Below are 22,516 nucleotides of genomic sequence, written 5' to 3'. Positions count from 1 at the left end.
ACAGCTGAACACTTTAGATAGATAAATTTAAAAACAAGAAAATTATCTAATCAAATTCTCCTGAAATGTAACTATTTCAGGAGAATTTTCGAACCATTTTTTAGATGATTTAAAGAAATTAGCAATGTCAAATTCAATATAAATTTTAAAACAAAAGCAGAATTGGTAATAAAGATAAATAATAATTTTTTCCGATCCTTAATAATAATTTAGTGAGGGGATGAAAAAAATATATCTATCATCGGTTTTCGATGCAGAAAATAACTTTCCTTACTTTAATGGAGTTTTAAACTTCAGTGGTACAATTATGGTACAATTTAAAGCAAACTATCGCAAAACAAAACAAAGTATCCTTGTCAAGATAACATAACTCATGGGAGTTGTTTGTACAAAAATAGTTATAAACTTTGAATGTTGATTATATCACTAATATAAAAAAAGCTAAGTCTTGTATGATGAGAATACTTTGAGATTAGGGGTAAAAAGAAAAGAGGTCAAAAATCTAGTATTAACTTTAGATTTTTGACCTCTTTTCAATATCATTTTGGATTTCGAAATAAGTTTTTACTCGACCAGACTTAATCCATTTCATTAACTCATGTCTGTAAAAATAAATGCGTTTACCTTGTTTATTAACTGGGATTTCCCTTTTACATACTTTACTATAGATTGTTGATACCGATAGATTTAAAAGTTTTGATGCTTCTTGAATGTTTAGAAGTTCTTCTTTATTTTCTTCTACATTAGAGATTCTTACAATAAGTTTTTCTAAATACTCCAATTTATCATGAATCTTGTTCATCATTACAGGTATTTGGTCAAAAGTAAATGGCTTCATGGCGATCTGTTATTTAAATCTTCATGTAAAAGTATTTAATACCAACATTGGAAATAATAGATGTCCTTTAAAGGGGGAGTTTGGCTTTTAATTTCTAATGATTACTTGTTACAGGACTATAAGAAATCTAATCCATTAAGGAGAAATGTTGGCTCGAACTGTTCGGGCTATTAGCCCTATCCGAATAAATGCCTAACTATTTTATCGAAGATTTGGAAAAATTAAAAAATATTTTCAAGTAGTATTTATTCTTAACTTTTAGTTACTGCTAAGTTAGCAAATCCACTTTTAATCTTTTCCTTATTTTGACTAATAGTAATGCTAAAAATGCAAACTGAAAGTAGTGAAAAGTTAAGCTTCATTTTTTGTAATTAGTTTGATTATTAAATTCTTTATTAGTTTCATCAAAAGTAAGATTCTGTTTTTAACTATATCTCCACGCTTAGTTAGTATGTACAGTGAATGTGATAATGATTGTATATATAATAGAAAAAAGACATTAGCCTTTCACAGAAATCCTAATTTCAAAATTTTATAATGTCAATTTCAACGCATCATTCAATCGTAACGCTACGTTATCCCAATTGATGATATTAAATAAGGCATCTACAAAATCGGTTCGTTTGTTTTTGTATTTTAAATAATAGGCGTGTTCCCAAACATCTATAACCAATAAAGGAATGGCACCCCATTGCGTTAGTTTTTCGTGGTTTTCGCATTGTAAAATTACCAAACTATCGCTGTATGGTTGATATGCCAAAATTCCCCAACCATTGCCATCTACATTTTTTGAAGTGGCTGCAATTAAGATTTTAAGTTTATCAAAACTCCCAAAACTTTTTTCTATTCGCCGCAACAAATCACCTTGTGGTAACGTGTTTTTATTAGTAAGGTTTGTCCAAAAAATCGAATGTAGTATATGTGATGAAAAATGATGTGATAATTTTTTTGTCCAAAAATCAATGGTTTCCAAATTGTTTTCGTCCAATGCTTTTTTTATCATTTGCAAATCCTTGTTCGCTCCTTTTACTGCGCCACCGTGATGAAAAGTATAGTGTAGATGCAAGGTTTCGGCATCCATATAGGGTTCTAAAAAACTTTCACTATACGGAAGCGTTTGTTGAATATAATTGCCATTTCCATCAACCAATTTATCAATTGAATTGTCCGCTAAATTTGTGGCAAATGCATTATTTGTTGGAAGAATTAGCGAAGCTGCACCTAATAAAGTGCTCGATTTTAAAAACTCTTTTCTGTTCATAGTATTAATTTTATAATGATACCTAATACTGCTGCAACAGCAATAATAGATGGTTCTTGAATTTTCTTAATATAAAGTAAAGCAAAAATTGTTGCAATAGCTATTAGTGTTGTTGGAATATCAAAAATACTTCGGGAAGCAATTACTCCAACCTCACCTACCAAAGCCCCAACAACAGCCGCAGTAATAACATCTACAAAGGCTTTGATTGATTTATTCTGCGCAATTTTCTTAAAGGATGGAGCAAAAGTAACCGTAAATAGATAACACGGCAAAAATGTGGCTAAAGCTGCAACCAAAGCACCTGGAAAACCAGCAACTAAATAGCCAATAAAGCCAACAGGAATAACAACTGGGCCAGGGGGAATCATTGCAACTGCAACCGCATCAACAAATTTTTGTTCCGTTAACCATTTATTTTCTATTACTACTCCCGAATGTAAAAAAGGAACTATTGCCAGTCCACTGCCAAATACAAATGCTCCCGCTTTGGCAAAAAAGAGGGCAATCTTCATAAGAGTAGAATTGTCATAGCTCCTAAAGCCCATTTGCAAAAGAAGAATAGAATTTGCCGTTTTATTATTGAACCATTTTGGTGGTGCTTTGACAAACATATATATAATTCCAGCCAATACAAATAACAAAACTTGTTCCAGTTGTGTAACCAATGTCACAACTATGGCAACTACAAAAAAACAGCCACAATAACCAATTCGTTTTAAAAGAGGTTACATTAAATTTGCCGATAGATTTTATCGTTAGTTTATAGGAACTCATTACAATAATACCAATAACAGCTGCACCTACGCCATAAAAAACAGCTTGTATCCAAGACAATCCTCCGTATAACTTGTAAACGATTCCTAAATAGTACCACCATTATGAAAGAAGGCAAAATAAAGGCAAAACCAATCAACGTTGCCCCTAAAAAACCACAATGTACAAATCCAAGGTAAATGGCTAATTGTGCCGCTAACGGACCCGGTGCTAATTGCGCCAGGGCTAAGCCTTCTTTATATTCATCTTCTGAAATCCATTTTTGATCTTCGACTAAATCCCGGTGCATATAACCAACCAATGCTACTGGACCACCAAAACCAATTGTCCCTAATTTCAGGAAATAAAGAAGTAACTCTTTTAAACTATATTTTGGATTTTCTTTCATAAACAAGATGTTCTAAAAGGCTATACCAAATTGGAAACCTACTTTAAAATTGGCCGGATGCTCATTGCCAAATCGTACTGGTAATGGAATAGCAACATAATAGCTACTGTTGGTATTTTTTATTACAGTTTTGTTGAATACTGGAGTTACTCCATATCTGCCATTTGTCTCAAAGGCAACTCTACCCGCAAATGTGTAGTCTTTACCTAATGCTATCAACACGCCAGGATGAAATAATAAATTATTCATTTTACTAGCTAGTCCCATCTTCTGCTTTTATATTGGGTACAATTTCAAATGAGAATCCAATTTTAGAGCTTTTCCAGATGTTAATTCCTGTTGGAAAACCAACGGCGTAATAATCTCTAAAGTTTAAAGAAGTTTGATTTTCAGCGAAAGTTACTACTAGGATGAACTACACCAAAATAGCCCGTAATTTTTGGATAGGTTGTTTGTCCAATAGCAGCTATAGAAAATACTAATAAAGCAGGAAGCAGAAAATGTTTAAAGGGAATCATATAGTTTGTGTTTTATTACAAAACTATAAAGGTTAAATAGGTATAAATAGTATGTTACTTACTTTTTGTATCTGGATTACTTTTTTGTGTATTTTTTCGATAGGAAGAAGGATTTTTTCCTCTACTCTGCTTGAATATTCTCGTAAAATGACTTTGATCTGAAAACCCAGTCATGTAGGCTATTTTAGTAAGCGTATAGCTTGAATTTTGAATAAGAGTAATTGCTTTTTCAGTTCGTAATTTCCTAACATAATCCCCAAAATTAAGATTTTCAAAATACTTTGAAAACTCTCTTGATAAATAGGAAGGATTCAGCTCTAAATCATTAGAGATTTTTTTTAGGTCAAAAGTAAATTGGGTGTCTATTTGATCTGATATACTACCACAAATGAAATTGATCCATTTCTTCCATCAGATGCCCATATCCCTGGACTCGGATAAAATAAAGGTCGTTTAGTGAAATATTGCTTATTAAAAACATTATTCAAACTTGCTTTAATTTCAAATTTGGAATTTATTCTTATCGTTGAATTGAGATCAAATATTCCATATGAAGGAACTAAACCAATTGCTCCGGTTGCTGTTGGCGTAAGTGTATTTAATGCATCGGCAAAACTTGTGGCTGTATAACTATAGAGTCCCGACAAACTTAATTTCCAATAATGAACTGAAATTCCATTTCTGGAAATTATATTTGGTACACTTTCAATTTTGTTGTCTTCAATATTTACATTTGAATTTCCTGTTTTAAGATTTCCTGTTGTGTAGCGACCATCCATAAAGGAGGTTGAACTAAATAATGACATTTCTATTTTTTTATTTAAAACCCAGTTAATCTCAATAAATATTTCAATTCCTTTGGTTAGAGAATTTCCAATATTTGTTCTGTATGTATAAAAATTTCCTTCATTATCAGTTAAAGCCAAAGTTCCAAAACGGTTATTGTATTGAAGTAAAAAACCTGTAACGTCCCACTTTTAAAGATTTCCAATTTCCTCTAAACCTTAATTCTGCATTATATCCTTTTGCATCTTTAATGTTCTCATCTACTTTTTCGTATATAGAATTTGGAACAATGTCTTTGAAAAGCATGGGCCTATATACTTGTGAGAACCCTCCATAAACCTGTGAGAAATTTGTGGGCTTACAGCTAAAACTTGCTGCAAATAACGGAAATTTATGTTGTATACTTGCTGGTATTTCATTTTGAGGGTAATAGTTTATTGTTCCTGACATTTTACTTTCACCAATTTCATGCATTATTAATTCTATATGCGGGCACAGTTTAGCATGTCTAGTCTTGGATGGAGCTCCTGAAAATGACAGAGATCTCATCAACAACTAAATTTTATTTATGCTGGAAAACACCAAATTATCAAGAAAAGAAATGATTTTTGTCTCGTCTTTATTTACCCCAAAATCGGTAAGTGAAGGCAGGTTGTTCATGAAAAAATTCTGAAAATGCGCCATTTCAATGATAGTGGAAGCTAATGATTTAGGGTATTTGTATTTCGGATTGCATTCTGAAATTAAATCTCCAATAACGGCACAAAGATCTTTGTATGGTTTAAAAAAATGGTGTCTATTGTCTTCGCTTACATGCTTTGTTAAGTATGCTTTTGAACCTTCTGAAATAACAATTTGATGCAATAGGCTCTCGTTGACATAACTTGTTTTTTCATCATGTTTTACTGTTGTGGCTAACAATTTAATTACCATTTTTAATCTAATTATGGGGTCACTAATGTTATTGGTATTAAAGCCTATCTGGTATTCAAGCCAACTCCAATACCAAGCTACAATATATAACAGCAAGCGATGTTTGTTTTCAAAGTATCGGTAAATACCCGCTTCGGTTGTACCAATGTCTTTTGCTAATTTTTTAAAGGTGAACGCTTCAAATCCATTTTTATAGATTAATTCAATGCTGTGTCTAATGATTTTTTTGCCTAACTCCGACTGTTCAGGGTTGCGCAGAAATAATGCTTCATTCATTTTTATTTGTAACTGTAACTCCATTTTAATCCTTGTATTGATTGGTCTTCGTATAATAAATTGCTAAAAAGAAGATGTCTCATCTTTCTTTGGCAAATATAGCTAAAAATTATTTTACAATTATTAATGATAGTATTGCTATCATTAATAATATTATATCTATCTTTGTCGCGTTAATCTAAAAGATATAATCATGTTGCTAATTCGTAAATTACAGGAATTGCCAGACCCAATTAATAGTTTTGAATTAATATATTAATATATAAAGGAAATCCAAAAAATTTATCGAATAATTAGAAAAGTAAAAAACTAAAACCTAATAATTAAGTATAAAATGAAAAATCAACAAGTCTTTAAATTAATAGATGGGGTTTTTACTCCGGTAGAAGCAGGGAAAGTATTAACTGCATTAATAAACAGTAAGATTAACCACCATAATCTAGAGGATTTTAGCAATCATATTCGTTTCAATAATGACATCACTCACTCCAAAAAAAGAGTAGTGGAACTTAACGAAGCTAAAGAAAAAATTAAAAATTTAGTGGAAGTTGCAGAAGCAAATGGATTAAATTTGGTTGTAAATAGTACGATTGAAATAAGTTTTAAAGAATAACTAATATGTTTCAAGGTAGAAAACCTCTTATAGCAACCAAGCATAAAAAAGAAAATGTGATTGCACCGATTTTTGAAAAAGAATTAGGCATTATTTGCTTTGTCTCTGATAAATTTGACACTGACATATAGGGAACTTTTTCGGGAGAAATTGTGAGAAAAGATAGTGCATTAACGACTCTTTGCAGTAAATGTCTCCTTGCGATGAAAGAAAATGATTGTGATTTAGGGAGTCCTAAATAAAACTACTACAAAAAGAACTGTTTTATTTAAGAAATAACATAGATGAAAAAAAATGGAATTTAAAATTGGAAGCAGTAATTAAAATAGAAAAATGAATCAATTAGTAATAAAAATAGCTATTTCACTAGTCGCAATGATTGTTTTACTTGTTATGGCTTTAACAACACATGACGTAATTAACAGTGAACTATTTGCGTCTTTTGCCATAATACTTGGAGCATATTCTTCTAATCAGTTATCAAATAAAAACAACCAAAATTATGAATAGAATCGAAAATTTAACACTTATTGACGGTAACTTCTCGGAAGTTGAGGCGAAGGAAATTTTAATTAGTATTTTTTCTTCCAAAATAAATTTCCATAAGATAAAAAATTGGAGTTCACAGGAACGATATGGAGAAGACGATGAAATTGCTCAAAAAAGAATTCCTGAGCTAAAAAATGAGATTGAAAAATTGCAGAAGATACTATCGGAGGCGAAAGCCAAAAACAAGAGATTGTTAGTTAGTTCACAAATAAACATTTCACTTATTGACAATTAGTAATTTATGTTCAAAGGTAGAAAACTTCTTATAGCAACTAAGCATAAAAAAGAAAACGTGATTGCCCCGATTTTTGAAAAAGAATTAGGCGTAAGTTGCTTTGTCTCAGATAAATTTGATACTGACACATTGGGAACTTTTTCGGGAGAAATTGAGAGAAAAGATGGCGCGGTAACGACTCTTCGCAATAAATGTCTCCTTGCTATGAAAGAGAATGATTGCGATTTAGGTATCGCCAGCGAAGGGTCTTTTGGGATGCACCCCACAATTTTTTTTGCCCATGCCGATGATGAATTTTTAATTTTTATTGATAAAAAAAATGAGTTAGAAATTATAGTAAGAGAACTCAGTATGGATACCAATTTCAATGGCAGCGAAATTAAAACTGAAGTCGAGCTACTGGAATTTGCTGCTAAAGTAAAATTTCCATCGCACGGACTTATTTTAAAACCATCGGAAAAGGATATTTCGAAAATAGCTAAAGGAATCACTGATGAAAAGATTTTAAAGGAAAGCTTTAATGAAATGATGAAAGAATTTGGGAAAGTATATGTCGAAACCGATATGCGCGCACTGTACAATCCAACACGAATGAAAGTGATTGAAACAGCGGTATTAAAATTAGTAAAGGCAATTCAGTCGTTATGTCCTATGTGTGAAACACCTGGATTTGTGGTTTCTGATGCCAAAATGGGATTACCGTGTGAATGCTGTAATTCGTCTACGCGTTCTACTTTGAGTTTTATTTATACTTGTAAAAAGTGTAACCATACTTCTGAGGAATTGTATCCACATAAAAAAATGACCGAAGATCCTATGTATTGTGATTTTTGTAACCCTTAAAACGAATTATGACAATGGTTTCAAAAGACATATCAAAAGCTGCCAAGATTTTAGTCCAAGAAGATTTGGTTGCCATTCCTACAGAAACGGTTTATGGGTTGGCTGGAAATATTTACAGCGAAAAAGCCATAAAAGCGATTTTTGAAATGAAACAAAGACCTTTTTTTAATCCTTTAATTGTTCATATTAAATCAATCGAACAATTAGACGAATTAGCAAAAGATATACCGAAAAAAGCTAGATTGTTAGCTGATAAATTTTGGCCGGGACCTTTGACTATGGTGTTGAAAAAACAAGAAGCGGTTCCCGATTTAGTTACTGCAGGAAAAGATTCTGTGGCTATTAGAATTCCAAATCATGCTACAGCTTTGGCATTGTTGGAAGCATTAGATTTTCCATTAGCTGCTCCAAGTGCCAATCCTTTTGGGGCAATAAGTCCAACAAATGCTTTGCATGTTGCGGAATATTTTAGTGAAAAATTACAGATGGTTTTAGATGGAGGCGATTGCCAAAACGGAATAGAATCTACGATAATTGGTTTTGAAAATGAAGAACCGATATTATATCGATTGGGTTCTATTTCTGTGGAAGATATTGAAGAAGTTATCGGGAAAATCCAAATTAAAAACAAAAAAGAAAACGCACCAGATGCGCCTGGAATGTTATCACGACATTACGCACCAGCAACCACCACTTTTTTAGAAAGTGATGTAGCGCAATTCATCAGGGGATTTCCAGATGAAAAAATCGGATTGTTACTTTTTAAGGAAAGGATCGAAAATGCTACTGTTTTTCATCAAGAAATTTTATCCAAAAAAGGAGATTTAAAAGAAGCTACCTCACATTTGTATGCTGCAATGCATCGATTGGATAAAATGGACTTAGATATGATTGTTGCGGAACGATTTCCGGATTTTGAATTAGGAAAATCCATTAACGACAGATTAGAACGTGCAACAAAAAAATAAAAATAAAAGATGAATTTAGATTTACTACTAGATAATTTAACAAATCCGGCTTTATTGTTTTTCCTTCTTGGTATAATTGCCACAAGATTGAAAAGCGATTTAGCAATTCCAGACAATACATCCAAGTTTATTTCTTTGTATTTATTGTTTTCTATTGGATTTAAAGGCGGACAAGAATTGGCGCACAGTGATTTTCATATGGAAATCATTTGGGCAGTCTTATTTGGGATATTAATTGCGGTTGTCATTCCTATTTATTGTTTCTTTATCTTAAAGCAAAAGTTTAGTGTTGAAAATTCGGGTGCAATTGCGGCAGCATATGGTTCGGTTAGTGCGGTAACTTTTGTAACAGCAGTAACTTTTTTGGAAATTCAAAAATATACTTTCAGCGGACATATGGTAGCCGTAATGGCATTGATGGAAGCACCAGCAATAATCATCGGAGTAATTTTAATTAGATTATACAACAAGAAAGAAGTTAGTTCCAGTAAAATGAGTTCTGTCATAAGACATTCTTTAACCAATGGAAGTGTTTTATTAATTCTTGGAAGTTTGGTGATTGGTTTTTTAGCTAGCGAAGAACAAGCTATGGGAATTAAACCCTTTACCACTGATATTTTCAAAGGGTTTTTAGCAATTTTTTTATTAGACATGGGTATTGTAAGTGGAAGAAAATTAGACGATTTCATTAAAAGTGGATGGTCTACCTTGGTATTTGCCATTGTAATACCGCTGATTAATGGGGTAGTAGTAGCTTTTTTAAGTCAACTAGTGACTGATGAGGTTGGCAACCGATTTATTTTTGCCATTCTAGCAGCAAGTGCTTCCTATATTGCGGTTCCTGCTGCCATGAAAATTGCAGCACCAAAAGCCAATCCAGGTTTATTTTTGCCTATGGCATTAGCCGTTACCTTTCCGTTTAATATTACTTTTGGAATGCCTATCTATTTGTCTATTATTCTTCGTTGTTAAAAAATAATAATTGTAATCACTAATAGAATAAAAAAACTATCAACCAAATCAATCAGTTCATTTGTTGTAAATTAGCAATAATAAATTAAACCTTATATAACCATTGAAATTCAAATCATAATTTTACTTTCATCATTAAATAGATTTAGAAGTTATTTTAAAAATTGATATAGTCTAAACATTAAATATATTATTATGAAAAAACACTTTTTGATCGCTATTGCATTGTTATTAATTCAAAATATCACACATGCACAAACAGAAAAAGCTAACAAAAAAAAGGCTAGAACTCTAATGGCAATTGATTCTGTTAAATGGAGGGTTGACCATTATATTGTAAATAGGGATTCTGCTTATGCAAATCCTCGTTACGCACTTAAAAAACTCCAAGGGGGTAACAGACGATTTATTGAGAGCAAAAGTATACGCCCAAGACAAGACATTAGCTTTATCAAAAAATTAGAAAAAGGACAAGAACCATTTGCTACAATTGTAGGATGTTCAGATTCACGTGTTCCAAATGAATTAATTTTTGACCAAGGTTTGGGAGATTTATTTATTATTCGTACAGCAGGTCAAGTTTCTGCGGCTGCTTCTTATGGTAGTATGGAGTTTGCTGTTTTAAAATTAAATACAAAATTAATAGTTGTACTTGGTCATACAGAATGTGGCGCGGTTGATGCAGCAGTTAAACGTCCTGAAAACGTACCTGGTCATATTGTTACGCTTATCAACGAAATAAAAGGAGCAGTTGCAAAATCCTCTCATATTGCTGGTAATGCTACTAATAATGCTGTGAGACAAAACGTAATTGACCAAGTAGCGGATCTGAGAGACTTGGACCCAATATTACACAAAAAATATATTGATGGCGAAATTTTAATAGTGGGTGCCGTATACGATATTCATACAGGGAAAGTAGAATTTCTGGAAGAAACTCTATTAAATCTGCCACAAAATAAGTCTAAACAATAATATTGAACTATATGATTGCCGCTTTAGAAACAACTTGGTATTAGTTACGGACAGTCATATTTATTTTTATTCTAACACTATTTCTACACAATTATACTTATTCGCAAGAACAGAGATTGTCTGACCATAATAGTATTGGCTGGCTTGCCTATACCGGCACCTTAAAAATACATCCAAAAATTGCTTTGCATACCGAATACCAATGGCGCAGAGTAGATGGGCTAAAAAATCCGCAACAAAGTTTGCTGCCAACAGGGGTGAATTATGCCCTGAGAAAGGATGTAAGTTTAAATGCAGGTTATGCTTTTGCCGAAACGGATCCTTATGGCGATTATCCAAATGCAAATGCTTTCTCTGAACATCGCATGTATGAGCAAATAGTTTTGAAAAATCCAATAGGAAAAGTGGAGGTGTCCCATCGGTTTACCTTGGAACAACGGTTTCTTGAAAAATTCATTACTCAAAATGGAGTAACTAACACAGACTGGGTTTTCCTGAACAGGATGCGATACAGGTTAAGAACGGAGATTTCTATATATAAAAATAGTACCGACAATAACAGCGTGAGCATTATTTTATTGGATGAGGTGTTTGTCGGTTTTGGTAAAAATGTCGGAGCGAATGTTTTTGATCAAAATAGATTGGCTGCTTTAGTCGGTTATAAAGTAAATAAAAATGTAAAAATTGAAGCAGGTTATTTGAGTCAGATTTTGCAACAAGGAAAAAGGGTAAATGACAAATCGGTATTTCAATATAACAATGGATTTATGCTTACCACGCATTTGTCTTTTGATGCCGTGAAATAGTCGTGTAGCTTATCTAAAATTAGAAACTTTCAGTAAAATCAAATGTCATTTCTTTGAATATTAGGGATGAATTCAAATAACAACCAAAAGTACCACCTATGCATCAATCTATAGTAATAAAAAATGTTAACATCGTCAACGAAGGTCAGATAAAAAGTACTGACGTTTTTATCCAAAACGGCTTTATCCAAAAAATCGGCAATCTGTCCGGAGAAATCACAAAGGATGCTAAAACCATTGATGGAACCGGCAAGTACCTGTTTCCGGGTATTATAGATGGGCAAGTGCATTTTAGGGAACCCGGACTAACCCATAAAGGAGATCTCTATACAGAAAGTAGAGCAGCTGTTGCGGGCGGCACAACTTCTTTTATCGATATGCCAAATACAGTTCCCAATGTATTGACCACTGAAATTCTAGATGAGAAATTTCGTATTGCCTCAAAAAAATCTTGGGCTAATTATTCTTTCTTTTTAGGGGTTAATAACGACAATTTAGACAGTGTACTTCAAATGGATACGTCTCAATTCATAGGGGTTTCTGATGATGGACTTTATTTTACCAAGAAGGGAAATTTGCTTGCCGATAGTCCAGACACTATGGAAAAACTTTTTTCGAATTGTAAATCCATTATTGCCATTCATTCAGAAATGGAAAAAATCATAGAAGAGAATGAGGAAATTTACAGAGCAGAATATGGTGAAGATGTGCCAATTGCATGTCATCCATTAATTCGCAGTGAAGAAGGATGTTATCAATCTACCAAAAGAGCTATTGCCATTGCCGAAAAACACAAGGCAAGGTTGCATATTCTGCATTTGACCACAGAGGCCGAAACCCATTTGTTCCGAAACGACATACCGCTAAGAGAAAAGAACATTACCACCGAAGTATCGGTTCAAAATCTTTGGTTTTCAGACAAAGACTATCAGCGATTGGGAACCTTGATAAAATGGAACCCTGCCATAAAGACGGAGCAAGACAGAGTAGGTCTTTTGAAGGCTTTGCTGGATGACCGAATTGATATTATCACTACGGACCATGCACCGCACAGCTTGGAAGAAAAGGAAAAGCCATACTTCCAATCCATGTCGGGTGCGCCAATGGTGCAGCATTCCCTGTATATTATGCTTGAATTATACAAGCAAGGGCTTATCTCTTTAGAGAAAATCGCCGAAAAAATGTGTCATAATGTAGCGATACTTTATGGTATCGAAAAAAGAGGCTTTATCCGTGAGGGTTATTTTGCCGATTTGACATTGGTTGACTTGAATTCACCTTGGACAGTTGGTAAAGAAAATATTTTGTACAAGTGCGGTTGGTCGCCATTAGAAGGCGAAACATTTCAGTCAAAAGTGACCCATACGTTTGTTAACGGAAATCTAGTCTATGAGAATGGTAATTTTTCCGAATTCATTCCGGGGCAAAGATTAGAATTCAAGTAACTATTCAGGTCTCAATTATAACTGCTAAGTCGAATAATAAAAAATTGCCGCAAAGACACAAAGGCTCAAAGGAAATAGTTGGAAAAGAATAAGAGATTAAGTTGATTACTTAAATTATCAAATTAAATGACTTGAAAACTTAGCGCCTTTGTGTCTTAGCGGCAAAAAAATGTCTATTATTTGTGGTTACTGAGTAGTCACGAATTCAATTAAAAAAACACAACATAATGAAAACATATTTTATAACAGGAATTGGTACGGATATAGGAAAAACAATCGTGTCAGCCATTCTCGTCGAAGCGCTAAAAGCCGATTATTGGAAGCCTATTCAATCCGGAGATCTGCACCAAACAGATACAATGAAAGTGCAGGGACTTATCAGTAATTCCACTTCTGATTTTTTCCCTGAAGCGTACCGCCTTACAGAACCAATGTCTCCACATGCCGCTGCCGCTATTGATGGCGTTACAATTAATTTAGATTCCATTAAAGTTCCACCAACCAACAATAATCTCATTATAGAAGGAGCAGGCGGTTTGATGGTTCCGCTCAATAATGATTCTTTGGTAATTGACCTTATAGAAAAATTAAAAGTGGAAGTTATTCTGGTCTCCAGAAATTATCTCGGAAGCATAAACCATACACTGCTTTCCGTCGAAGCTCTTCAACGCAGAAACATTCCCATTAAAGGAATAATATTTAACGGGAATCCTGTAAATACCAGTGAGAAATTCATTTGTGAATACACGGGGCTGAAATCTTTATTTCGCATTGATAATGAAGAAACAATTGACAAGCAAACCATTTTAAAATACGCCTCTGAACCAAATATAAAATCACTACTTTAAAATTTAAGTGGGTTTTTATTTCAAACCTTAGTCTAGAGTAAGTTAACCCGTTTGAACGATGGTTGGGTATTTTACCTTTTGGTAAATCAGGTTCGTCAGCAAGCAATGGCGCAAAAAAACGAAATTTGGAAAGTGGGAAATAGAAGCATGAAAAAACTAAATCGCCGAACTTAAGCTGACAATTAAAATGTGGAAAGTGGAAAAATAAAACTTACGCAAAAAAAACAAAGATCCTACAAAATTGTCATAGTTGTTAAACATAAAACATCGACAACATAGGATTAACGTTTTGCTAACCAACAAGCTAATGTTTCTGTATTTTGCTAACAACCAATTAAAAAAAAACAAAAAAACAATTATATTGCTAAAAGGACACATTTTTATAACTAAATTTACTTGTAATAGCAGGACTTTAATAGCGTAAAAGACAACCCTGATAAAATTGACACGGAGGACAAACATAAAATATCGAAAACTTAAGATCAATTTTCGGAGGGCTTTTTGCCGATTTGACAAGCCAACGCTTAAAAATTGAAATAATTAATCTCCAACTTTAATCTGTTAAAAAAAATACTATGAAGAGCGATGATAAATTTTTAAGAATAATTATAGCCATTAATAAAAATATAATTCGTGTTTTAATTGGAATTATGACTTTAATTTTAATATTGGGCACATTACATCTTTACTATTTAGAATTTAAAAAAATTACCGCTCCACCTTATTTATTGATTGATGTTTCCACTTTATTCGAAGTGTTTAATTTGATATTGATTATTGCGGTTGGATATGAGCTTATAAAAGCATTGCTATTAATTATTTCATCCGATACAATTCCTACTATTCCAATTATAGAAATCTCAATTATTGCTATTTCAACTAAAATAATCACACTAGATATACAGCAAACAAATAGTAATACTATTGTAAGTTTAGCTTTGTTAATTGCTGCGCTCGGTCTTGCTTATTTTTTGTTGAAATATTGTAAGACACCACAAAACAAACCCTGAACAAATTTAAGTAGCACCTATTTCTGAATGATTTTAATTGTTTTTTAGATAATTAAGTAACGATAAATGAAGATTTTATGAGTAGCATAGTCCAAAATAAAGAATGGCATTCAGTTTCATACAGTAATGTATTAGAGAGTCTCGATACTTCCTCTGAAGGTCTTAGTACAACAGAAGCTGGGAAGCGCTTGAAAAAGGAAGGACCTAATATCATTTACAGGCAAAGTAGAGAAAGTGCCTTTAAAATTTTGCTGAGGCAATTTCTTAACCCGCTTATATATGTTCTACTTACTGCTACCATCCTTGCTATAACTATGGGCAAAATCACAGATGGTATAGTGGTGTTTTGTGTAATAATTATTAATGCCATTATCGGGTTTGTTCAGGAGTACCAGGCTGGAAAAACCATTCAGGGGCTTCTCCAATTAATTCCGGAAAATGCTACAGTGATTAGAGATGGAAAGCAAAAGAATATTCAGGCTGCTGAACTAGTTCCCGGTGATTATGTATTGCTTCAGGCTGGCGATAAGGTATCGGCAGATATGCGGCTCACATTCGTAAAAAATATGCAGTGTAATGAATCTATCCTTACAGGAGAATCCTTGCCGGTGGAAAAAAACACGGATATTATTGACGCAGATGCAGGAGTTGCTGATCGTAAAAATATGGTTTTTAGCGGCACATTGATTACTTCCGGCACAGCAGAAGGCGTAGTTGTTTTGACAGGCATTAAAACCGAGATTGGTAAAATTTCCGCACTTCTTCAAATTACCACATCAGTCAAATCTCCACTGACAAAATCTCTTGAAAAAATTGCACGGGGAATTACCTATGCCATCATCCTTGTTGGTATTTTAGTTTTTCTAATAGGAATATTTCGTAATTATACATTCATAGATGCAATATTTTTTGCCATTACTCTTGCGGTAGCAGCTATCCCAGAAGGACTGCCTGCCGTAATTACTATTGCATCAGCTATCGGTATTATGCGAATGGCAAAGAGACAAGCTATTATCAAGCATTTATCTGCTGTAGAAACCTTGGGTAGCACCACTGTAATCTGCTCAGACAAAACGGGAACGCTTACCCTTAACGAAATGACCGTTCAGGTACTTTGGAATGGAAAGCAAAAATTCAATGTTACAGGAGTAGGCATTAATACTGATGGTAAAATTTTAAAAAATGATTCCGATGAAGAAGGAACAGATGATGAAATTGGTGAACTTATTAAGGCTGCAGCACTGTGCAATGACGCAACACTTCATAAAAAAGAGGGTCATTGGAAATCAGTAGGAGACCCTACAGAGGTTGCCCTGATAGCAGTAGCTGGAAAGTTTGGAATAAACGAGGACGAACTAAGAAGCAAATGGCGGAGGTTGGATGAATTACCCTTTGATTCCGAAAAAAAAATAATGGCTACGCTCCATCTATCCCCTTCCGGAGAAAAAATGATTTACCTTAAAGGCGCACCTGAATCAGTTATTCCACTTTTATTAAATAGTGAAAATTCATCCATTGTCTTTGACACAGAACAGGTACGAACGGAGGCTTTACAATTAGCAGGAACAGGAATGAGAGTATTGGCTTTCGCTTCCAGAAAGTTGGATAGCGAACATTCATCACTCATTACGGAAGAGGATCTTTGCGATTTTACTTTTTTAGGGATACAGGCCATAAGTGACCCTCCAAGGATGGAAGTAAAAGAAGCGATCGATTCGTGTCATAATGCAGGTATTACGGTGAAAATGATTACCGGAGACCATCCTGCAACAGCCGCAGCAATAGGCAGGGAACTTGGATTTATAAATGCAGACAGGGTTATCACCGGAAAGGAACTTCAGAATTTGAATGCCCAGGAGATTCAAGAGGTAGTAAAAAACACCAATATTTTCGCACGGGTATCCCCCGAAGATAAATTAAATCTAGTAAAAGCCCTTCAGGCCAACGGGGAAGTGGTAGCCATGACAGGAGATGGTGTAAATGACGCCCCAGCACTTAAACGTGCAGATATTGGCGTAGCTATGGGTATCAGTGGTACGGCTGTTGCCAAAGAGGCGGCAGACATTATCCTGGCCGATGATAATTTTGAAAGTATAAAGGCTGCTGTTGAAGAAGGACGCAGAGTATTTGATAACCTTTTGAAATCGATTGTATTTCTTCTGCCTACAAGTATAGGATTGGGATTGGTTATTTTTATTGCCGTGTTATTTTTTCCCTCTGAAGGGGGAATTCTACTCATCCCAATACAGCCTGTTCAGGTATTATGGATCAATCTTATAACTGCCGTTGCCTTGTCATTGCCGCTTGCACTTGAAGCAATGGAACCCAATGTAATGAATCGTCCTCCACGTAAGCCCAATAAACCTTTATTAAGTTCTTTGATAATTTTCAGGATGACACTGGTTTCTCTGGTAATGGCAGGTGGAACAATTGGATTATTTCTTTGGGAATATAATATTGAACTGTCCAGAGGCATGGAACACTCACTGGCCATTTCGGAAGCTCAAACAATGGCTGTAACAGCAATGGTTTTATTTCAGGTGTTTTACCTTATTGATTGCCGATCTCTTAATTTTTCAGTCAATCAAATCGGGCTTTTCTCCAATCCATTTATTTATATCGGAATTGCAACAGTACTGTTTGTTCAAGCCGCTTTTGTTTATTTTCCATTTATGAATCGTTGGTTTCATTCATCTCCATTAAAAGCTGAGGCATGGGGGATGTCAGCCATGGTAGCTTTTTCAATTCTAATAATTATCAGTGTTGAAAAATGGATTCAAAGAAAATATTTTAAAAATGTTAAGATGTAATACTTGTTGTGAAGTACATGTTTTATATGCGAGGAAAAACTTGTTGTCAAGAAGTGTTTTACAAGGAGGAAGAATGGATTGTAGCATAGTAAATGAAATGTTTTGTGAACCAATCAACAAAAACCTAAAACAAGATGGATATGATCCTTATGCCGATGAAATAAAAAAACATAAACACTGAACTCATGAAACTACTTTGGCAATTACTGTGAAACAACACAGCAACAATTTGAACAATTTAGAGGTCATACAGTTTGGAGTATTGAACAAGGTTTTTATGCCGCAACATTTGTGTCAAACTTACAGAGTATTATAGAAAAAAAAATCGAACCGAATATAAACAATAGAATATGAAATATGACTATAATCAATAGTATAGGTATTACAAACTATAAAGGATTCATACAAGCATCAAGTTTTTTCATGCTATAAAATTTTGTTAGGCATTTGCCAAAAAGTTCATTACCTTTAAGAAGCGTTTTCGTTCAATACAGTTTGTACAAGTAAATCCCGAACAGCTTGTAGACGCAGACTGTCAGACCATCGTTATAGAAAAGTATTTTAGTAAGATTCAATAGACAAACATTTTGGTAAACCGTAAAAATCGACCAAATGAATTTGGTAAAACAAGAGGAGTCGAAAAATTAAACAAGTACAAGTATGCAAACGGATTTGAGTTTTTGGATTGGTTTTAACGTATTTGTACTGCTGATGCTGGCATTGGATTTAGGGGTGTTTAACCGCAAAGCGCATGAAGTAAGCATTAAAGAAGCCATGATTTGGACGGGGGTTTGGATAACACTTGCCATGTGTTTCAATGGGCTTATTTATTACTGGCAAGGCGAGGTAAAAGCATTGGAGTTTTTTACGGGTTATGTGATTGAAAAAGCATTGAGCGTAGATAATATTTTTGTATTCGTTTTAATTTTTTCTTATTTCAAAATTCCGGCTATCCATCAGCATAGAATTTTGTTTTGGGGAATTATCGGAGCTTTAATAATGCGGGCTGCATTTATTTTTGCGGGAGTCGCGTTACTCGAAAAATTCCATTGGACGATTTATGTTTTCGGGGCGATACTGATTTATACGGGATATAAGATGCTTAAGCAAAAGGAGATAATAATTGAGCCAGAAAAAAATCCCCTTATAAAATTATTCAGAAGAGTAATGCCTGTTACTAATGAACTGCATGGTGGTAAATTTTTTGTAAAACAAGATGGGAAACGGTTTGCAACGCCTTTATTTTTAGTATTGGTGTTGATTGAAACCACCGATTTGATTTTTGCGGCGGATAGCATTCCTGCAATACTGGCAATCACACAAGACCATTTTATTGTTTATACTTCAAATGTGTTTGCAATACTTGGCTTGCGCTCTTTGTATTTTGCACTGGCGGGAATGATGGATAAATTTCGGTATTTGTCGAAGGGACTTGCTTTGATATTAATATTTGTTGGACTGAAGATGTTGCTGGCTGATTTCTACAAATTGCCAATACAAATTGCTTTGTTGGTAATTCTCGTTATTTTAATCTTGAGCATTGCAGCATCATTGATGTCTCGCAAGAGATGATAATAGATTTAATCGGTCAATTGAATAGTGTTTTGCCATAATAACAATTAACATAAAAGATAATGGATAAAATTCTTGTTACCACCGATTTTTCTTCAAATTCAAAAGCAGGTTTGCGTTTTGCCATTCAATTGGCATCCCAACATAAATTTGAGTTGACTTTTTTTCATTCCTACTACATGGCAAATCTCACGTCGTTAAGCAATCTTGCCTTTGCTGATTATGAAAGGAAAGAAGCGGATAAAATTCAAAAAAAACTAAACCAATTTGTAGCATCGGTTTATAGGGACATGGATGTTGTTTCTATAAATAAGAAGTGTATAATAAATAGTGCTGTTCTTGCGGACAGCAATATCCGGGAATATGCCCAGGAAAATAAATTCAGTTTTATCTGCATCAGCACCAGAGGCTCAGGAAAACTGAAAAAAATATTCGGCACAAACACTTCCAGTCTAATCTCCCATTCAACAGTTCCTGTTATAGCCGTACCCCAGAATTATCGTCGAAGTGAGATAAAGAGCGTTATTTACGCCTCCGATCTTGTAAATCTTGAAAATGAACTGAAAAAAGTAATTGAATTCACGAAGCCATTAAAGGCAAAAGTTGAAATACTCCATTTCAATTTCCCCGCCGAAATAACAACCAACAAAAACACCATAGATGAATTGGTAAAAAAAAATTCAAAGCATAATATTAAACTGCATATCGAAAATATCAATCTGGCCAAGAGTTTAATTTCAAACATAGAGGCGGTAATTAAGCAGTCAAAACCTTCCATGATGATTATGTTCACGCAACAAAACAGAAGTTTTTTCGACAAAATATTTTTCTCCAGTAACTCAGCCAATTATTCCTTTAAAGCCAAAGTACCGTTACTCGTTTTTAATAAAATATAAGTCCAAGAAATGGAGAGATGAAAAGAACGGTAAAATACTCATAGGCAACTTCCCGTAATTTACTGATTTTAATACTTACCAACAACTTTAGGAGAAGATCAGGGTAAGCTTTTATTACTCTAAAACACAAATTCTAAAGTTGTGTAAAAAGTTCTAGTATCAGAAGGTATTATTCCTGGTCCTGGGTAGCCAGTTGCTCTTCTTGTAAAATAACTATTGTTTGTAAAGTTGGTGATTCCAGCTTCCAATTTACAGTTTTTCCATTTGTAGGAGGTGGAGAAATCAGCTACATAATAGGCTGGAATTTGACCAAAAATGCCATACGTATTGTCATTTACATCTGTTTTACTGTTATTAGCTTCCGTAAATTGAGAAGAAACATAGGTAAATTGTACACTCGAAATAAAGTTTTTATACCCAATTCCTGTCTTAATGTTATAAAGCGGAACAAACTCTACCTTATTTCCTTCAATATTTGGTGCGTCTGATTTTAAATATTCCGAATCGGTGATAGCGATATTGGAGAATACATTCCAAGAAAAGTTGTCGTTTTGTTTGAAAAATGTTTTATTTAAACTCCAATCGAACATCGTTTCAAAACCATACGTGACTGCTGTTCCAATATTATCTCGGAATCGTACTATTGCTGCTGAACCATTGGGATTTCTAGTTTCATATTCACCAATTTTATCATCATAATACAATCCGTAAACACTTGCGTCAAAAGTTACTTTGTCGCCTATTTGCCCGCGAATTCCAATATCCGAAGTATAGCCTTTTTCATCTGTAATATTTTCATCAATCACCTGACTTGGACTTACGGTTCGAATATCATTAAAAGTTACAGAGCGATAGTTCTGTGAAACATTTCCATAAAATTCAATTCTGTTTCGTGGTTTATAACTTAATCCAACTCCTACTAAAACAAAGTTTCGGTCTTTTATATTATTCTCAAACTTAGTTTCGTCTAAAATCACATTTCCTGCTAAATCCAGATTTATTTTCCGATAAGAACCTTCTGCTTGTGTTTTTATTTTTTCAAATCTAAAACCTGGAGTAATAGAGAACTTAGGTGTTATTTTAAAGATATTCTCCCCAAAAACAGATACATTCAAGTTCGGATATGTATAATTGGATTGATTTTGATAAAAAGGGAATTCTGCATCGGCAACATTAAAATTGGCATCACTACCGGAGCTTCCCGGACCTTGAATTCCGGAATTTTCAGATTGGTAATATTTGGCTCCAATTAAAAAAGCACTGGTGTTGTTTTTTATTCTGTACCGTTTTAAAAATCGTGCTTCAGCACCCCAATTGACAAATTCCCCTACTATTAAATCTCTTTCCGTTCCTAATACATCAGGATTAGATACTCTATTGGAACGATATCCAACAGCTTTGCGGCTAGCATCTAGCCCAAATAATTGCAGTGAAAAATCGGCATTAGCATTAAATTTATGTTTCAAGCGCAATGCAAATAAGTTCCAGTTTACTGCAAACCAATTCATGGTTCTGTTGCTTTGTGTAGGGTTATCGTTAAACATCACATCGGTCAATCCGCCGGCTTGTTGGGCTAGATAATTAAAATAAGTGTAGTCCAAATGCAAGGAAGTTTTATCGTTTAATTGATAATTTAAATTTCCAAAATAATTTTTACTCTCGAATTCAGAATTGGATCTAAAACCATTTCCTTGCTTGTAATTATAAAAGGTATAGTAACTGAATTTATCTTTTGTACCGCTTAATGAAGTGAAATTGGTAAACAAACCATAAGATCCAATGCTATTTCTTGTTGTAAATTCGAATGGTTTTTTGCTTGGCGTTTTTAATTTAAAATTGACTAATCCGCCAAATTGGGTTCCATATTGCAATGATGCTGCACCGCGAATTACTTGAATTTTTTCGAGAGCCTCGGTAGGTGTTGCATAATAACTTTCGGGATAACCCAAAACATCGGCACTGATATCATAACCGTTTTGTCGGGTATTAAAATTGGATGTTCGGTTTGGATCCAATCCACGTCCACCAATACTTAATTGTAAACCTCCATCTGAACTTTCGTTGATTGTTAATCCTACAACTTGAGCAAATATTTGACGTGCATTGTTGGTTGCCTTGTTTGCCGTAAGTTTGTTTAACGAGATTACTTCGGTTTTCTTTCCGGCATAAATGGCCGTTTCATCAATATCTTTTAATT

General features: G+C 33.9%; 27 protein-coding genes. 16 read left to right on the top strand and 11 right to left on the bottom strand.

Annotated features, from left to right (window positions below; all coding sequences use genetic code 11):
- Positions 1-514 precede the first annotated feature (514 nt).
- The 10 genes from E0F89_RS06525 to E0F89_RS06490 form a co-directional block, all read right to left on the bottom strand.
- On the bottom strand, positions 515-838 hold the full coding sequence (locus E0F89_RS06525) for a helix-turn-helix domain-containing protein (protein ID WP_131909012.1): 324 nt from the start codon (positions 836-838) through the stop codon (positions 515-517).
- Positions 839-1,370: 532 nt separating this feature from the next.
- A complete protein-coding gene (locus tag E0F89_RS06520) occupies positions 1,371-2,099 on the bottom strand; it encodes a superoxide dismutase (protein WP_131909011.1) in 729 nt (242 codons plus the stop codon).
- Complete coding sequence (chrA, locus tag E0F89_RS17335) at positions 2,096-2,773, bottom strand: chromate efflux transporter (protein ID WP_243699489.1); 678 nt, start codon at positions 2,771-2,773, stop codon at positions 2,096-2,098. The genes E0F89_RS06520 and chrA overlap by 4 nt, the downstream gene beginning before the upstream one ends.
- An 89-nt stretch (positions 2,774-2,862) precedes the next feature.
- Positions 2,863-3,264 carry a chromate transporter gene (locus E0F89_RS17330; protein ID WP_233206888.1) on the bottom strand — a complete coding sequence of 134 codons (402 nt, stop codon included), beginning with the start codon at positions 3,262-3,264 and terminating at the stop codon, positions 2,863-2,865.
- A 12-nt stretch (positions 3,265-3,276) separates the two neighbouring features.
- The gene (locus tag E0F89_RS17325) at positions 3,277-3,531 is read right to left on the bottom strand and encodes a bL27 family ribosomal protein (protein WP_233206889.1); all 255 of its coding nucleotides are present in this window, start codon (positions 3,529-3,531) and stop codon (positions 3,277-3,279) included.
- 122 nt (positions 3,532-3,653) lie between these two features.
- Complete coding sequence (locus E0F89_RS17460; protein ID WP_255409050.1) at positions 3,654-3,782, bottom strand: hypothetical protein; 129 nt, start codon at positions 3,780-3,782, stop codon at positions 3,654-3,656.
- A gap of 54 nt (positions 3,783-3,836) precedes the next feature.
- Positions 3,837-4,115 carry a helix-turn-helix domain-containing protein gene (locus E0F89_RS06505; RefSeq protein ID WP_394335943.1) on the bottom strand — a complete coding sequence of 93 codons (279 nt, stop codon included), beginning with the start codon at positions 4,113-4,115 and terminating at the stop codon, positions 3,837-3,839.
- Positions 4,116-4,144: 29 nt separating this feature from the next.
- Positions 4,145-4,708 carry a TonB-dependent receptor domain-containing protein gene (locus tag E0F89_RS06500; RefSeq protein ID WP_099715203.1) on the bottom strand — a complete coding sequence of 188 codons (564 nt, stop codon included), beginning with the start codon at positions 4,706-4,708 and terminating at the stop codon, positions 4,145-4,147.
- A 13-nt stretch (positions 4,709-4,721) separates the two neighbouring features.
- Positions 4,722-5,117, bottom strand: a complete 396-nt coding sequence (locus tag E0F89_RS06495) for a hypothetical protein (protein WP_099715204.1) — start codon at positions 5,115-5,117, stop codon at positions 4,722-4,724.
- Between the two features lie 6 nt (positions 5,118-5,123).
- Positions 5,124-5,777 carry a TetR/AcrR family transcriptional regulator gene (locus E0F89_RS06490; protein WP_233206890.1) on the bottom strand — a complete coding sequence of 218 codons (654 nt, stop codon included), beginning with the start codon at positions 5,775-5,777 and terminating at the stop codon, positions 5,124-5,126.
- A 334-nt stretch (positions 5,778-6,111) separates the two neighbouring features.
- On the opposite strand from E0F89_RS06490, the gene E0F89_RS06485 reads away from it, so the two are divergent.
- The 16 genes from E0F89_RS06485 (at position 6,112) to E0F89_RS06420 (ending at position 20,319) form a co-directional block, all read left to right on the top strand.
- A complete protein-coding gene (locus tag E0F89_RS06485) occupies positions 6,112-6,390 on the top strand; it encodes a hypothetical protein (RefSeq protein ID WP_099715206.1) in 279 nt (92 codons plus the stop codon).
- Positions 6,391-6,395: 5 nt separating this feature from the next.
- Positions 6,396-6,521 carry a hypothetical protein gene (locus E0F89_RS17455; RefSeq protein WP_262510255.1) on the top strand — a complete coding sequence of 42 codons (126 nt, stop codon included), beginning with the start codon at positions 6,396-6,398 and terminating at the stop codon, positions 6,519-6,521.
- Positions 6,522-6,723: 202 nt separating this feature from the next.
- Positions 6,724-6,900, top strand: coding sequence for a hypothetical protein (locus tag E0F89_RS17110; RefSeq protein WP_158234597.1), 177 nt, complete (start codon positions 6,724-6,726; stop codon positions 6,898-6,900).
- Positions 6,893-7,174, top strand: a complete 282-nt coding sequence (locus E0F89_RS06480; RefSeq protein WP_099715207.1) for a hypothetical protein — start codon at positions 6,893-6,895, stop codon at positions 7,172-7,174. The genes E0F89_RS17110 and E0F89_RS06480 overlap by 8 nt, the downstream gene beginning before the upstream one ends.
- Before the next feature lie 6 nt (positions 7,175-7,180).
- Positions 7,181-8,017 carry a DUF6671 family protein gene (locus E0F89_RS06475; RefSeq protein ID WP_099715208.1) on the top strand — a complete coding sequence of 279 codons (837 nt, stop codon included), beginning with the start codon at positions 7,181-7,183 and terminating at the stop codon, positions 8,015-8,017.
- A gap of 8 nt (positions 8,018-8,025) precedes the next feature.
- The gene (locus tag E0F89_RS06470; RefSeq protein ID WP_099715209.1) at positions 8,026-8,985 is read left to right on the top strand and encodes an L-threonylcarbamoyladenylate synthase; all 960 of its coding nucleotides are present in this window, start codon (positions 8,026-8,028) and stop codon (positions 8,983-8,985) included.
- 9 nt (positions 8,986-8,994) lie between these two features.
- Complete coding sequence (locus tag E0F89_RS06465) at positions 8,995-9,957, top strand: sodium-dependent bicarbonate transport family permease (RefSeq protein WP_099715210.1); 963 nt, start codon at positions 8,995-8,997, stop codon at positions 9,955-9,957.
- Between the two features lie 195 nt (positions 9,958-10,152).
- Positions 10,153-10,932: a carbonic anhydrase gene (locus E0F89_RS06460; protein ID WP_199074795.1), complete on the top strand. Its 780-nt coding sequence runs from the start codon at positions 10,153-10,155 to the stop codon at positions 10,930-10,932.
- A 116-nt stretch (positions 10,933-11,048) separates the two neighbouring features.
- Positions 11,049-11,738 (top strand): DUF2490 domain-containing protein, encoded by a 690-nt coding sequence (locus E0F89_RS06455; protein ID WP_158234598.1) that lies wholly within the window; start codon positions 11,049-11,051, stop codon positions 11,736-11,738.
- Positions 11,739-11,836: 98 nt separating this feature from the next.
- A complete protein-coding gene (locus E0F89_RS06450; protein WP_099715212.1) occupies positions 11,837-13,183 on the top strand; it encodes a dihydroorotase in 1,347 nt (448 codons plus the stop codon).
- A gap of 224 nt (positions 13,184-13,407) precedes the next feature.
- Positions 13,408-14,031 carry a dethiobiotin synthase gene (bioD, locus tag E0F89_RS06445; protein ID WP_199074831.1) on the top strand — a complete coding sequence of 208 codons (624 nt, stop codon included), beginning with the start codon at positions 13,408-13,410 and terminating at the stop codon, positions 14,029-14,031.
- A gap of 575 nt (positions 14,032-14,606) precedes the next feature.
- On the top strand, positions 14,607-15,041 hold the full coding sequence (locus E0F89_RS06440) for a phosphate-starvation-inducible PsiE family protein (RefSeq protein WP_099715214.1): 435 nt from the start codon (positions 14,607-14,609) through the stop codon (positions 15,039-15,041).
- 77 nt (positions 15,042-15,118) lie between these two features.
- Positions 15,119-17,851 (top strand): cation-translocating P-type ATPase, encoded by a 2,733-nt coding sequence (locus E0F89_RS06435; protein ID WP_099715215.1) that lies wholly within the window; start codon positions 15,119-15,121, stop codon positions 17,849-17,851.
- Positions 17,838-18,032, top strand: a complete 195-nt coding sequence (locus E0F89_RS06430; RefSeq protein ID WP_131909009.1) for a hypothetical protein — start codon at positions 17,838-17,840, stop codon at positions 18,030-18,032. Before E0F89_RS06435 ends, E0F89_RS06430 begins: the two co-directional genes overlap by 14 nt.
- A 479-nt stretch (positions 18,033-18,511) precedes the next feature.
- Positions 18,512-19,423: a TerC family protein gene (locus E0F89_RS06425; RefSeq protein ID WP_099715217.1), complete on the top strand. Its 912-nt coding sequence runs from the start codon at positions 18,512-18,514 to the stop codon at positions 19,421-19,423.
- A gap of 62 nt (positions 19,424-19,485) precedes the next feature.
- Entirely contained in the window at positions 19,486-20,319 is an 834-nt protein-coding gene (locus E0F89_RS06420; RefSeq protein ID WP_099715218.1) for a universal stress protein, read from the top strand.
- A gap of 119 nt (positions 20,320-20,438) precedes the next feature.
- On the opposite strand, the gene E0F89_RS06415 is transcribed toward E0F89_RS06420, so the two are convergent.
- Positions 20,439-22,463 (bottom strand): TonB-dependent receptor family protein, encoded by a 2,025-nt coding sequence (locus E0F89_RS06415; RefSeq protein WP_315167353.1) that lies wholly within the window; start codon positions 22,461-22,463, stop codon positions 20,439-20,441.
- Between the last annotated feature and the right edge of the window lie 53 nt (positions 22,464-22,516).

This window comes from Flavobacterium caseinilyticum, assembly GCF_004349085.1.
Lineage (GTDB): Bacteria > Bacteroidota > Bacteroidia > Flavobacteriales > Flavobacteriaceae > Flavobacterium > Flavobacterium caseinilyticum.
Note: the sequence above shows the minus strand (reverse complement) of the source record. Positions and strands in the feature narration are given on the sequence as shown.